This window comes from Pseudomonas sp. TNT2022 ID642, from assembly GCF_028656995.1.
Lineage (GTDB): Bacteria > Pseudomonadota > Gammaproteobacteria > Pseudomonadales > Pseudomonadaceae > Aquipseudomonas.
Map to the genome: position 1 here is coordinate 201,307 of NZ_JAMDGW010000016.1, position 12,655 is coordinate 213,961.

Sequence of the window (12,655 nt, forward strand, 5' to 3'; positions counted from 1 at the left end):
CCTAAGCCCCCAGAACGCTTTGTCCACAGACCCGCAGCGCCTGCCCGGTGAACGCGCCGGTGCCCGGTTGCGCCAGCCACGCGACGGCTTCGGCGACGTCTTGTGGCAAGCCGCCCTGACCGAGCGAACTCATGCGCCGCCCGGCCTCACGCAGGCCGAACGGAATGTGCGCGGTCATCTGCGTCTCGATAAAACCGGGCGCGACGGCGTTGATGCTGATACCGCGCTCCAGCAGCACGGGCGCCCATGCCTGCGCCAGCCCGATCAACCCTGCCTTGCTCGCGGCGTAGTTGGTTTGTCCACGGTTACCGGCAATGCCGCTGATCGAAGCCAGCAGAATGACCCGCGCATCATCGTGCAGCGTGCCGCTGTCGAGCAGCGCCTGGGTCAGCACTTGCGGCGCATTGAGGTTGACCGCCAGCACCGCGTCCCAGAATTCCGGGGTCATGTTGGCCAAGGTCTTGTCGCGGGTGATACCGGCGTTGTGCACCAGAATATCGAGGCCGTCAGGCAGTTGTTCGATCAGTTGCGTGGCGGCGTCGGCGGCGCAGATATCCAGGGTAATGGCGCGTCCACCGAGGCGAGCGGCGAGGGCTTCGAGATCGGTCTTGGCCGGCGGGACATCGAGCAGGATCACGTCGGCACCATCGCGGGCGAGCGTTTCGGCAATCGACGCGCCGATCCCGCGCGCAGCCCCGGTGACCAACGCCTTGCGCCCGGCCAGCGGGCGCGTCCAGTCAGTCACTGGCGTCGCACAGGCTGTCAGGCGAATCACCTGGCCGGAGACAAACGCACTTTTGGGTGAGAGGAAAAACCGCAGCGGACCTTCCAGCTGATCTTCCGCGCCTTCGCCAACGTAGATCAGTTGCAGTGTGCCGCCGCTGCGCAGTTCCTTGGCCAGCGAACGGGCAAACCCTTCCAGCGCTCGCTGCGCACTGGCGGCAAACGGATCATTGAGGGTTTCCGGCGCGCGGCCAAGAATCACCAGGTGCGCGCTGTGTTCAAGGTTCTTCATCAACGGCTGGAAGAATTCACGCAGCTGTTTGAGCTGGTCGGTGTGCAGCAATTCGCTGGCGTCGAACACCACGGCTTTGAGTTTCGGGCCGTGGCCGGGAATCCATTCGGTGGCCGCCGCCGGTTGTTCGCCGTAACGGTAAATGCCGTCGGTCAAACGGTTGGCAAAGGTACTGATGCGCTCGGCCAATGGCCCGCCGCCGATCAGCAGCGCACCCTCTACCGGCCGCAGGCGCCCGGCCTGCCAGCGTTCCAGTCGCACCGGCGACGGCAGACCCAGCGCCCCGACCAGACGATGGCCGATGGACGAGTTGGCGAAGTCGATATAGCGGTCAGACATGGAACGCTCTCCAGAAGTTGGGGTTCAAAGTGTGGACTACCGATGGCAATCAATCGTTCGATCCACGCAATAAGGCCTACGCTAGAACAGCAGAGTAGACCACCGGCCCTGTGGGAGCTTGCTTGCCAGCGATGGCGGAGTGTCAGCCACTGAAGATATTGGATGTGCCGACCCCATCGCTGGCAAGCCAGCTCCCACAGGGTTCTATGTAAAATTTGAAAAGGAGTTATTCATGAGTCAGCTGCGCCGTGTCGCGATCATTGGCGGTAACCGTATCCCTTTCGCCCGTTCCAACGGCCCCTACGCTACGGCCAGCAATCAGGCGATGCTCACCGCCGCCCTTGAAGGCCTGATCGAACGCTACAACCTGCACGGCCAGCGGATCGGTGAAGTGGTGGCGGGCGCGGTGCTGAAATTGTCACGAGATATGAGTCTGACCCGTGAATGCGTGCTTGGCTCACGTCTGTCACCCGCTACGCCCGCCTACGACATTCAGCAAGCCTGCGGCACCGGCCTGGAAGCGGCGATCCTGGTGGCGAACAAGATTGCCCTCGGCCAGATCGATTGCGGCATCGCTGGCGGCGTCGACACTACGTCGGATGCGCCGATCAGCGTCAGCGAAGGCCTGCGCAAAATCCTCCTGCAAGCCAACCGCGCCAAGACCACTGGCGACAAGCTGAAAACCTTTCTGCAACTGCGGCCCAAACATCTGATTCCGGAATTTCCACGCAACGGTGAGCCACGCACCGGCTTGTCGATGGGCCAGCACTGTGAGCTGATGGCGCAGACCTGGAATATCGCTCGCGAAGATCAGGATCAACTGGCCCTCGAAAGCCATCACAAACTCGCCGCGTCCTACAGCGAAGGCTGGCACAACGACTTGATGACGCCGTTCCTCGGCCTGACCCGCGACAACAACCTGCGCCCGGACCTTTCCCTGGAAAAACTCGCGACATTGAAACCGGCCTTCGAAAAAAGCGCCAAAGGCACGCTGACCGCGGGCAACTCCACGCCGCTGACTGACGGCGCCTCAGTGGTGCTGCTCGGCAGCGAAGAATGGGCAAAGGAACGTGGCTTGCCGATCCTCGCTTACCTGCGCGATGGCGAGGCGGCGGCAGTGGATTTCGTCAACGGCGCCGAAGGGCTGCTGATGGCGCCGGTCTACGCTGTACCGCGTTTGCTGGCGCGCAACGGACTGACCTTGCAGGATTTCGATTACTACGAAATTCATGAAGCTTTCGCTGCGCAGGTGCTATGCACGTTGAAAGCCTGGGAAGACCCCGAATACTGCAAAACCCGCCTTGGCCTCGACGCGCCGCTAGGCTCGATCGATCGCAGCCGTCTCAATGTGAAGGGCAGTTCGCTGGCGGCCGGGCATCCGTTTGCCGCGACTGGCGGGCGTATCGTCGCCAATTTGGCGAAACTGCTGGATGCCGCAGGCAAGGGCCGGGGCCTGATTTCGATTTGCGCAGCGGGCGGGCAAGGCGTTACCGCCATCATCGAACGCTAGAAGAGCCCCTCACCCTAACCCTCTCCCGGAGGGAGAGGGGACTGATTGGGGGATGTTTGAGGGATACGCCGACCTGATCGAGCTTTACCGAATCCATAATCGACGGTGTTTAACTCAGATGTTTGGCCCGGTCCATAATCGACGGTGTTTCAGGCAGATGGTTAGCCCAATCCATAATCGACGCGGTATTTCAGGTCGATGTATAACGCCAGACACCTCGGTCGGCTCCCTCTCCCTCCGGGAGAGGGCTGGGGTGAGGGTAAAGGGCTGAAACCGCAGATGTCAGATTCTGTCGCAAATGCCCTCAACGGCCGATACCAACAAACAGGCAAGGCTCGGCTATGATTCGCAGCGGTCGATTTTTCGGCACAGTGTGTGCATTCACAGGTTCACAGGTCGGCAACCCCTCCCCGTAATGCGAGGATTGCCGTATAACGAGTGACATTCGCGTGTTTGGTAATAAAGGACCCACAATAAAAGCTGATGAAGACTCCAAAACGCATTGAACCCCTGATCGAGGACGGTCTGGTCGACGAAGTGCTGCGCCCACTGATGAGTGGTAAAGAAGCAGCTGTTTATGTGGTGCGCTGCGGCAATCAGTTACGTTGCGCAAAGGTCTACAAGGAGGCGAACAAACGCAGTTTCCGCCAGGCGGCCGAGTATCAGGAAGGCCGCAAGGTCCGCAACAGCCGACAGGCTCGAGCGATGGCGAAGGGCTCCAAGTTCGGTCGCAAAGAGACCGAAGATGCCTGGCAGAACGCCGAAGTGGCGGCATTGTTCCGTCTGGCCGGTGCCGGTGTGCGGGTGCCCAAGCCGTACGACTTCCTCGATGGCGTGCTGTTGATGGAACTGGTCGCCGACGAGTTCGGCGACGCTGCACCGCGTCTGAACGACGTGGTGCTGGAGCCGGATCAGGCGCGCGAGTATCACGCGTTCCTGATCTCGCAGATCGTGCTGATGTTGTGTACCGGTCTGGTGCACGGTGACCTCTCGGAGTTCAACGTGCTGCTGACGCCAACCGGCCCGGTCATCATCGACCTGCCGCAGGCCGTCGACGCTGCCGGCAACAACCACGCGTTCAGCATGCTGGAGCGCGATGTCGGCAACATGGCTTCGTACTTCGGCCGCTTTGCCCCGGAGTTGAAGACGACCAAGTACGCCAAGGAAATGTGGGCGTTGTACGAAGCCGGCACCCTGCACCCGAAAAGTGTGCTGACCGGTGAGTTCGATGACCCGGAGGACCTGGCCGACGTGGGCGGGGTGTTGCGCGAGATCGAAGCGGCGCGCCTCGACGAGGAACGCAAGCAGGCCATCCGTGCAGCGGACGACGAGCCGAAAGGCAAGTCCGACGAACCACCGCCGCCACCGTGGATGCAGTGATCGCTTGACGAGAAACCCGGCTTCGGCCGGGTTTTTTGTTTAAATCAGAAGCTCCCTCACCCCAGCCCTCTCCCGGAGGGAGAGGGGGCCGACCGAGGTGTCTTGCGTCATACATCGACCTGAACCACCGGGTCGATTATGGATTGGACGAGGTCAGCGTTTGGACCTGTTTGGATTCGGTAAAGAAATTTCAGGTCGGCGTATCTCCACAGCATCCCCCAATCAGCCCCTCTCCCGGAGGGAGAGGGGGCCGACCGAGGTGTCTTGCGTCATACATCGACCTGAAACACCGGGTCGATTATGGATTGGATGGGGTCAGCATTTGGACCTGTTTGGATTCGGTAAAGAAATTTCAGGTCGGCGCACCTCTGCAGCATCCCCCAATCAGTCCCCTCTCCCTCTGGGAGAGGGCTAGGGTGAGGGGGCTTTCGGATCCTGGCCAATTCACGTCTACTGTCCACCGCTCCAACCACACTCAAGGACTGAATGTGACCACCCCGCGCAACACCCACCTGATCGTCACTGCACGCCTGATCTCCGACTTCGGCGCCTTCCTCAACATGGTCGCGCTGGCCACCTACGTCTACCTGCTGAGCAACAGCGCCATGAGCGTCGGGATTTTCCTCGCCAGTCGTGTGGGCGGCGGGGTTCTCGCCAGTCTGATCGGCACTGCGTTTTACCGCCGTTGCAGCGGACGCGCGCCGTTGATCGCGTTCGATCTGCTGCGCGCCAGCGTGCTCGGTTTACTGCTGGTTGTGCCCGTCAGCCAGCAAGCCATGCTGTTGCCGGTGATCGCCTTCGGTCTGGGCCTGGGCAATTCGATGTTCGCCATCGGCCTCAACAGCCAGTTGCCGCGTTTGATCCCCGCCGATCAATTGCTCAAGGCCAACGCCTGGATCACTTCGGCTTCATCCGCCGCAATGGTCGGGGGCAGTCTGGTGTCGGGTTTGCTGGTCGCGGCTTTTGGCTTTGAAACGGTGTTCGCCCTGAATGCGCTGACCTACTTGCTAGCGGCGTTGTTGATCGTGCCGCTGCGTTTCGCCCCCGTGATTGTCAACGACGAACCCGGACGCGGCGAATGGTCAGCCCTCAAGCAAGGCCTGCGCGCCGCACCGGTGATTGCCGCCATGCTTGCGGTGACCATGGCCGACACCTTGGGCAGTGCTGCGCACAACGTCGGCTTTCCGATCATCTCCAAACTGCTCACGCCAGAATCGGCGAGCACCACGCTGGGCCTGATGCTGGCGGTGTGGGCCAGCGGCAAACTGCTGGGCGCGCGTATCGCCAGTCGTCTCAAAGGCTCGGACAACATCAACCTTGAACGACGGTTTTTCTTCGGTGTGGCACTGATGTCCTGTGGCTTTATCCTGATGTTCCAGCAACACAGCCTCTACGGTCTGCTGCTGTTTTCCTTGCCGGCGGGACTGGGTGACGGCTTTTCCGAAGTCGGGCTGATGTCGCGTCTGCAACGCGAACCCGAGCGATTACGGCTGCCGATTTTCAGCGTGCTGACCTTGCTGCAAATGACCGGATTCGGCATCGGCATGTTGATCGCCGCGCCGTTCTACGCCTGGTGGACGCCGGGTGCCGTGGTCATGCTGTTCCACGGCATTCCCCTGGGCACATTGCTCACGGTAAAGCTGTTGGCGCTCAAGCGCGGGCGGGTTGCGCGCAGCAGCCCGACGCCAGTTCCTTGAGGATCGGGCAGTCGGGGCGGTGGTCGCCGTTACAGTGCTCGACGAGGTCTTGCAGGGTGTCGCGCAGTTCGCCAAGTTCGCGGATCTTCTGATTCAACTCGTCGATGTGCTGGCGCGCCAACGCCTTCACATCGGCGCTGGCGCGTTGGCGATCCTGCCACAGGGTCAGCAGTTTGCCGACCTCTTCCAACGAAAAGCCCAAGTCCCGCGAGCGCTTGATAAACGCCAGCGTGTGCAGGTCATCGTCACCGTAAACCCGATAACCGCTGTCGGTGCGATGCGCCGCTTTGAGCAGGCCGATCGATTCGTAATAGCGGATCATTTTCGCGCTCAGGCCACTGTGTCTGGCCGCTTGGCCGATGTTCATCGGTGTTCCTCCAGGTCCTTGGGTTTCCAGGTTTTCAACAGTAGCGCATTGCTCACCACGCTGACGCTCGACAGCGCCATGGCCGCACCGGCCAGCACCGGGTTGAGAAAACCGAACGCCGCCAGCGGAATGCCGATCAGGTTATAGACGAAGGCCCAGAACAGGTTCTGGCGGATCTTCGCATAAGTCTTGCGACTGATCTCCAGCGCCGCCGGCACCAGCCGTGGATCGCCGCGCATCAAGGTGATGCCCGCGGCATGCATGGCGACGTCGGTGCCGCCGCCCATGGCGATGCCGATGTCGGCTGCGGCGAGGGCCGGGGCGTCGTTGATGCCGTCGCCGACCATCGCGACCACGCCGGTTTTTTTCAGCTCGCTGACGGTGGCTGCTTTGTCCGCCGGCAATACTTCGGCGTGGACATTGCTGATGCCCAAAGCCTCGGCGACGACGCGAGCGCTGCCGCGGTTGTCGCCGGTCAGCAGGTGGCTGTGGATATCGCGGGCGGCAAGTTGTTGCACCGCTTCCAGTGCACCGGGTTTCAGGGTGTCACCGAAGGCAAACAAACCAAGCACTTTCGGTTCAGGACTTTGTTCGATTAACCACGACAGCGTGCGCCCCTCGGCTTCCCATGCCTGGGCAGATTCGCTCAGATTGCCCGCGTTCAAAGCACTTTCTTCGAGCATCCGCCGATTGCCCAGCGCCAGGCGACGACCATCGAGGCTGCCGGCGATGCCACGACCGGTCAGCGATTGACTGTCACTGACGTCAGGCACGTTCAGGCCTCGTTCGGCGGCCGCATCCAGCACCGCTTTGGCCAACGGGTGTTCACTGCCGCGTTGCAGTGCGCCGGCCAGTTTCAGCAGCGCGTCTTCATCGCCATCCACTGCACTGAAATGGGCAATGCGCGGCGTGCCGGAGGTCAGCGTGCCGGTTTTGTCGAACACCACGCTGCTGACTTCATGGGCGCGTTCCAGTGCTTCGGCGTCCTTGATCAGAATGCCGTGGCGCGCAGCCACGCCAGTGCCGGCCATGATTGCCGTTGGCGTGGCAAGACCCAATGCACACGGGCAAGCGATGACCAGAACAGCAACCGCATTGATCAACGCAGTTTCGATCGGGGCGCCGTAGAGCCACCAGCCGATCAGTGTCACCAAGGCAATCAGCAACACCGTCGGCACGAAGATCTGGCTGACTTTATCCACCAGTTTCTGGATCGGTGCCTTGGCGGCCTGAGCGTCCTCGACCAGACGAATGATCCGCGCCAGCACGGTTTCCGCACCGAGCGCCTGGGTGCGCACCAGCAAGCGACCTTCGCCATTGATCGCGCCGCCGGTGACTTTATCGCCCGGCTGTTTCGGCACCGGCAGGCTCTCGCCGCTGATCAGCGCTTCATCGGCGTGGCTCTGGCCGTCGATGACTTCGCCGTCGACCGGGAAACGTTCGCCGGGTTTGACCAACACCAGATCGTTCAGGCGCAACGCGCTGATGGCGACATCCTGCTCGCGGCCGTCGATCACTTGAATCGCCCGCTCAGGACGCAATGCTTCGAGGGCACGGATGGCGCTGGCGGTCTGGCGTTTGGCGCGGCTCTCCAGATATTTGCCGAGCAGCACCAAGGCGATGACCACTGCCGACGCTTCGAAATACAGATGCGGCATACGCCCGGCAGCGGTGGCCCATTCATAGAGGCTCAAGCCGTAACCGGCGCTGGTGCCGAGGGCGACCAGCAAATCCATATTGCCGGCGCCGGCACGCACGGCTTTCCACGCGGCAACATAAAAGCGTGCACCGAAAATGAACTGCACGGGCGTGGCGAGGGCAAATTGCGCCCAGGCCGGGAGCATCCAGTGGATGCCGAACGGTTGCAGCAACATCGGCGCCACCAGCGGCAGGGCGAGGACGATCGCGCAGATCAGCGCCCAGCGTTCATGCTTGAGCTTCTGTTGCTGGTTATCGGTTTGTGGGTGTTCGGCTTGCCAGACGCTGGCCGAATAGCCGGCCTTGCTCACGGCGTCGAGCAGGGTTTGCGCATCGACCTGGCCGAGCAGTTCGAGGTGGGCGCGTTCGTTGGCGAGATTGACGCTGACGCTTTTCACCCCGGCGACTTTGTTCAGGGCGCGCTCGACGCGACCGACGCACGAGGCGCACGTCATGCCTTCGATATTCAATTCGATGGTTTGCTGCGGCACGCTGTAACCGGCGCGCTCAACCGCCGCCATCAAGGCCGGCAGGCTGTCACCCGGCGCCTGCACGCGGGCCTGCTCGGTGGCGAGGTTGACGCTGACGGCACTGGCACCGCTGACTTTGCTCAAGGCCCGCTCGACTCGCCCGGCGCAGCTGGCGCAGGTCATGCCGGCAATCGGCAGGTCGAAAGTGATGGAATCGGACATCGGTCGTACTCCCTGTAGTAGAGGCCTACAAGGATCAACCTTGCCATGCGGGCAAGGTCAAGCGCCAATCTCAAAAGCAAAAGATCGCAGCCTTCGGCAGCTCCTGCATTGGAATCCGATCCCTGTAGGAGCTGCCGAAGGCTGCGATCTTTTGGCTAGCGACTCAGTATTCGAGAGCCGCAGGCTTCAAGTAGACGCCTTCCGAATTCATCGCCAACCGATACTTCAGCACATCACCGGCATGCAATTTGATCTCCTGCGACCCTGGCGCGAGCATCCCCGGGTTGCAACCGGCGACTTGCCCCGGCAGCAACTTCAAGCGCAGCGAAACATTGCCCGGCGGCAAGTTGAAAGAAATGCTCTGCTCCTGCAGCAGCCGCGCCGAAAGTTGGTCCTGGATGTACACGCCGATCTCGCAGGAAGTCGACACTTCCAGACGCTCGCGGGAAATGATCAGCACCGCATAGTCCTCGCCGGCAGCTTGCACTTGAGGAACGGCGGCGAAGAGGCTGAGAAAGCCAAACAGGCTGAAAGCTGACCAGCGCATGGCTGAATCTCCTGAATCGAGTCATTGATGTACGCAGCTTGGCCGAGCGCGGCGCCGATTGCCAGCCCGGCAGTTTATTGAAGAACTTGACCTTGCCATCGTGGCAAGCTCGAAACTGCCGGCAACCTCACTCAAAGGAGTCATTCCATGCAAGTGTTCAATGTTCAAGGCATGTCCTGCGGTCACTGCGTCAAAGCCATCACCAACGCGGTGCAGGCCAGGGATCCGGCGGCCAGTGTGCGGGTTGATCTGGCTGCGAAAGAGGTCGGCGTCGAGAGCGCATTGACCAGCGATCAGGTCATCGAGGCGATCAGCGAAGAAGGCTACGCAGTGACACTCGCCTAGAAGCAAAAGATCGCAGCCTGCGGCAGCTCCTACAAGGGCACGCATTCCAAAGTAGGAGCTGCCGCAGGCTGCGATCTTTTGATCCTGGCTTTTTTAATTGTTAGCGAGCTATCGGAATGTTCAAGGCGTCCGGGCGCGGCTAGACTGTCGGGCTGCCGACTTGCCAACCTGGATGCCTGATGAACTTCCGTACCATTCTGATTCTCGGTGCCTTGACCGCCTTCGGGCCCTTGGCGATCGACTTCTATTTACCCGCATTTCCCGCGATGGCGCTGGCGTTCGGCACCGACGAGAAACACGTGCAGATGACGCTGGCGGCGTATTTCGCCGGGTTGTCGATCGGCCAACTGGCCTATGGCCCGGTGGCGGATCGCTTTGGCCGACGCATTCCATTGCTCGTGGGGCTTACGCTGTTCACTCTGGCGTCGCTGGCCTGTGCTTACGCGCCGAACCTGGAATGGTTGATCGGTGCGCGTTTTGTCCAGGCCTTGGGCGGCTGTGCGGGGATGGTGATTGCCCGGGCCGTGGTCAGTGACAAATGCGACGCGGTGGGGTCGGCGAAAGTCTTCTCGCAATTGATGCTGGTGATGGGCCTGGCGCCGATTCTGGCGCCGATGCTCGGTGGTCTGCTGGTCAACACCACCGGCTGGCAGTCGATCTTCCTGGTGCTGACCGGGTTCAGTGCACTGGCCGGATTGGCGGTGGCGCTGGGGCTACCGGAAAGTATGCCAGCGCACATGCCGCGCCAGCCGTTGTCCGGCGCCCTGCGCCAGTACGGGCGTTTGCTCAAGGATCGGGTGTATCTCGGCCATGCGCTGACCGGTGGCATTGCCATTGCCGGTATGTTTGCCTACATCGCCGGTTCGCCGTTCATCTTCATCAAGCTGTATGGCGTCCCGGCCGAGCACTTCGGCTGGCTGTTCGGCACCAACGCGGCGGGGTTCATTCTGGTGGCGCAGGTCAACGCGCGGATGTTGGCCAAGCGCGGCCCGGCGTTCCTGCTGTCGCGGGCGGTGTGGGTTTACTTCGGCGCGGGGCTGGCGTTGCTCGCGGTCAGCGCAATGCACACCGAATCCTTGTGGCCGCTGCTGATTCCACTGTTTATCTGCGTGTCGAGCCTGGGCTGCATCAGCCCGAACGCCGCCGCTTGCGCGATGAACGGCCAGGGCGCACGGGCCGGCAGTGCCTCGGCACTGCTCGGCTGCATGCAATTCAGCGTCGCCGCTGGCGCTTCGGCGTTGGTGGGGGTGTTGCACGACGGCACGGCTGTACCGATGGCGATCGTCATCAGTATTTGCGGTTTGCTGGTGGTGTGCGTGGCGCTGCTCACCCGCCGTCTGCAGAATGCCCGGGCACTGGCTCAAGCTCAGGCCGAGGCATAAAACAGCTTCAGCCGGCAGCGCGCTGCTGGCTGCGGTCGGGAATCTGATGGGGCGCGCAAAGTCGCGCTTCGAGGGTGCGAGTGAAGGCCAAAGCTTCGGCTTCACTGCGGAATGTCACGGCGTGTTGGTCCAGACGAACCTGCCATTGAGACTTTGCCACTTCTTTTATCAGGATCTTCATTGCTGACCTCCCTTGCGTAAAAGATGTATCGCAGAGGCTTCGATTGTAGACCTGAATACGATCGCAATTGTGACAACGATCAAGCATCTGACTGACGGCAAAAAACCTCCGGCAGCCCCTGTAGGAGCTGCCGAAGGCTGCGATCTTTTGATCTTAGAAACCTTCTAAAACAATTTTCCCCTTGGCTTTGCCACTTTCCAGCAGCTCATGGGCGCGACGCAGGTTCGCCGCATTGATCGTGCCGAAATGCTCGCCCACCGTGGTCTTCAACGTCCCGGCATCAATCAGCTCAGCCACGCGATTGAGCAGTTTGTGCTGCTCGATCATGTCCGGCGTCCCGAACAGCGAGCGGGTGTACATGAACTCCCAGTGCAGCGACAGGCTCTTGCGCTTGAGTTTGCTGATGTCCAGCGACTTCGGATCGTCGATCAGTGCCAGTTTGCCTTGCGGCGTCAGCGCCTCGACCAATTGATCCAGATGTTGATCCGTCTGAGTCAGGCTGGCGACGTGGGTCACGCTATCGATCCCGGCGCGCTTGAGTTCTTCGCTCAGCGGCTGGCTGTGATCAATGACTAGATCGGCGCCCAGTTCTTTGACCCAGTCGCGGGTCTGCTCGCGGGACGCAGTGCCGATCACCTTCAGACCGGTCAGTTGCCTGGCCAATTGCGTGAGGATCGAGCCAACCCCGCCGGCGGCACCGACGATCAGCAGGCTCTGGCCTTCATCGGTATTGCCTTCGCGGATTTGCAGGCGTTCGAATAACAACTCCCACGCGGTGATCGCGGTCAGCGGCAGCGCGGCGGCTTCGGCAAAACCAAGGGATTTCGGCATATGGCCGACGATACGTTCATCGACCACGTGCAGTTCACTGTTGCCGCCGGCACGGGCGATGGAGCCGGCGTAGAAAACCTTGTCGCCGGCCTTGAACAACGTCACTTCGCTGCCGACAGCCTTGACCACACCGGCGACGTCCCAGCCCAGCACTTTCGCTGCACCCTCTTCGGGAGCCACGTTCTGTCGCACTTTGGTGTCGACCGGATTAACCGAAATGGCTTTGACTTCCACCAGCACATCGCGCGGGCCGGCGACCGGCTCTGGCAGTTCGATGTCTTGCAGGGATTTTGCGTCGCTGATCGGCAGTGAAGCGTAATAGGCGATGGCTTTCATGAGTGGCTCCGTACAGATAATAGAAGAAGGGGTCAGGCAATCGCGCCGAGGCGCTTGAGCTGAAAGTGTTCGATGGCGTGGCCAGCCGTTGCCTGGAAATGCTGGAAGTGCGCGCTGGCGTTGTGCGCCTCAAGAATCGCTTCGCTGGCCCAGTGTTCAATCACATAAAACACCTGCGGGTCGGCGAGGTCACGGTGCAGGTCGTACTGGCTGCAACCGGCTTCGGCGCGGCTCGGCTCAACCAGTGCGCGCAGGCCCTGTTCGAGAAGATCCTGTTGGCCCGGTTTGGCGATCAGGGTGGCAATAGCGGTGAATGGCTGGGTCATGCTCGGCTC

Annotated in this window: 12 protein-coding genes; 5 read left to right on the plus strand and 7 right to left on the minus strand. The window is 61.4% G+C overall.

Features of this window, described 5'->3' with window-relative positions:
* Nucleotide 1 precedes the first annotated feature (1 nt).
* A complete protein-coding gene (locus M5G26_RS17275) occupies nucleotides 2–1,354 on the minus strand; it encodes a 3-oxoacyl-ACP reductase (protein WP_273916042.1) in 1,353 nt (450 codons plus the stop codon).
* Nucleotides 1,355–1,586: 232 nt separating this feature from the next.
* On the opposite strand from M5G26_RS17275, the gene M5G26_RS17280 reads away from it, so the two are divergent.
* From M5G26_RS17280 to M5G26_RS17290, 3 genes are all read left to right on the plus strand, one after another.
* Nucleotides 1,587–2,864, plus strand: a complete 1,278-nt coding sequence (locus M5G26_RS17280) for an acetyl-CoA C-acetyltransferase (RefSeq protein WP_273916043.1) — start codon at nucleotides 1,587–1,589, stop codon at nucleotides 2,862–2,864.
* A gap of 483 nt (nucleotides 2,865–3,347) precedes the next feature.
* Nucleotides 3,348–4,244 (plus strand): PA4780 family RIO1-like protein kinase, encoded by an 897-nt coding sequence (locus M5G26_RS17285; protein WP_273916044.1) that lies wholly within the window; start codon nucleotides 3,348–3,350, stop codon nucleotides 4,242–4,244.
* A gap of 488 nt (nucleotides 4,245–4,732) precedes the next feature.
* A complete protein-coding gene (locus M5G26_RS17290; protein ID WP_273916045.1) occupies nucleotides 4,733–5,941 on the plus strand; it encodes an MFS transporter in 1,209 nt (402 codons plus the stop codon).
* On the opposite strand, the gene cueR is transcribed toward M5G26_RS17290, so the two are convergent.
* The 3 genes from cueR to M5G26_RS17305 form a co-directional block, all read right to left on the minus strand.
* Complete coding sequence (gene cueR / locus M5G26_RS17295) at nucleotides 5,895–6,308, minus strand: Cu(I)-responsive transcriptional regulator (protein ID WP_025111722.1); 414 nt, start codon at nucleotides 6,306–6,308, stop codon at nucleotides 5,895–5,897. The genes M5G26_RS17290 and cueR overlap by 47 nt on opposite strands.
* Complete coding sequence (gene cueA / locus M5G26_RS17300; protein ID WP_273916046.1) at nucleotides 6,305–8,698, minus strand: copper resistance metal-translocating P1-type ATPase CueA; 2,394 nt, start codon at nucleotides 8,696–8,698, stop codon at nucleotides 6,305–6,307. The genes cueR and cueA overlap by 4 nt, the downstream gene beginning before the upstream one ends.
* A 163-nt stretch (nucleotides 8,699–8,861) precedes the next feature.
* Nucleotides 8,862–9,245, minus strand: coding sequence for a hypothetical protein (locus M5G26_RS17305; protein WP_273916047.1), 384 nt, complete (start codon nucleotides 9,243–9,245; stop codon nucleotides 8,862–8,864).
* A 147-nt stretch (nucleotides 9,246–9,392) separates the two neighbouring features.
* Between M5G26_RS17305 and M5G26_RS17310 the strand changes: the two genes are divergently transcribed.
* Nucleotides 9,393–9,590, plus strand: a complete 198-nt coding sequence (locus M5G26_RS17310) for a cation transporter (protein ID WP_134175687.1) — start codon at nucleotides 9,393–9,395, stop codon at nucleotides 9,588–9,590.
* 179 nt (nucleotides 9,591–9,769) lie between these two features.
* Nucleotides 9,770–10,972, plus strand: a complete 1,203-nt coding sequence (locus M5G26_RS17315) for a multidrug effflux MFS transporter (RefSeq protein ID WP_273916048.1) — start codon at nucleotides 9,770–9,772, stop codon at nucleotides 10,970–10,972.
* A 7-nt stretch (nucleotides 10,973–10,979) separates the two neighbouring features.
* Here M5G26_RS17315 and M5G26_RS17320 read toward each other — a convergent pair whose 3' ends face one another.
* From M5G26_RS17320 to M5G26_RS17330, 3 genes are all read right to left on the minus strand, one after another.
* Nucleotides 10,980–11,153: a hypothetical protein gene (locus M5G26_RS17320; protein WP_007914687.1), complete on the minus strand. Its 174-nt coding sequence runs from the start codon at nucleotides 11,151–11,153 to the stop codon at nucleotides 10,980–10,982.
* A gap of 153 nt (nucleotides 11,154–11,306) precedes the next feature.
* Nucleotides 11,307–12,320 carry a zinc-binding alcohol dehydrogenase family protein gene (locus tag M5G26_RS17325; RefSeq protein WP_273916049.1) on the minus strand — a complete coding sequence of 338 codons (1,014 nt, stop codon included), beginning with the start codon at nucleotides 12,318–12,320 and terminating at the stop codon, nucleotides 11,307–11,309.
* 32 nt (nucleotides 12,321–12,352) lie between these two features.
* Complete coding sequence (locus tag M5G26_RS17330) at nucleotides 12,353–12,646, minus strand: putative quinol monooxygenase (protein WP_102901600.1); 294 nt, start codon at nucleotides 12,644–12,646, stop codon at nucleotides 12,353–12,355.
* Between the last annotated feature and the right edge of the window lie 9 nt (nucleotides 12,647–12,655).

What these genes read in the sequence shown, in the direction of transcription:
- M5G26_RS17325 (WP_273916049.1), bottom strand. Translation starts at nt 12,320, where the DNA reads ATGAAAGCCATCGCCTATTACGCTTCACTGCCGATCAGCGACGCAAAA.
- M5G26_RS17305 (WP_273916047.1), bottom strand. Translation starts at nt 9,245, where the DNA reads ATGCGCTGGTCAGCTTTCAGCCTGTTTGGCTTTCTCAGCCTCTTCGCC.
- M5G26_RS17315 (WP_273916048.1), top strand. Translation starts at nt 9,770, where the DNA reads ATGAACTTCCGTACCATTCTGATTCTCGGTGCCTTGACCGCCTTCGGG.
- M5G26_RS17285 (WP_273916044.1), top strand. Translation starts at nt 3,348, where the DNA reads ATGAAGACTCCAAAACGCATTGAACCCCTGATCGAGGACGGTCTGGTC.
- M5G26_RS17280 (WP_273916043.1), top strand. Translation starts at nt 1,587, where the DNA reads ATGAGTCAGCTGCGCCGTGTCGCGATCATTGGCGGTAACCGTATCCCT.
- M5G26_RS17275 (WP_273916042.1), bottom strand. Translation starts at nt 1,354, where the DNA reads ATGTCTGACCGCTATATCGACTTCGCCAACTCGTCCATCGGCCATCGT.
- cueR (WP_025111722.1), bottom strand. Translation starts at nt 6,308, where the DNA reads ATGAACATCGGCCAAGCGGCCAGACACAGTGGCCTGAGCGCGAAAATG.
- cueA (WP_273916046.1), bottom strand. Translation starts at nt 8,698, where the DNA reads ATGTCCGATTCCATCACTTTCGACCTGCCGATTGCCGGCATGACCTGC.
- M5G26_RS17330 (WP_102901600.1), bottom strand. Translation starts at nt 12,646, where the DNA reads ATGACCCAGCCATTCACCGCTATTGCCACCCTGATCGCCAAACCGGGC.
- M5G26_RS17310 (WP_134175687.1), top strand. Translation starts at nt 9,393, where the DNA reads ATGCAAGTGTTCAATGTTCAAGGCATGTCCTGCGGTCACTGCGTCAAA.
- M5G26_RS17320 (WP_007914687.1), bottom strand. Translation starts at nt 11,153, where the DNA reads ATGAAGATCCTGATAAAAGAAGTGGCAAAGTCTCAATGGCAGGTTCGT.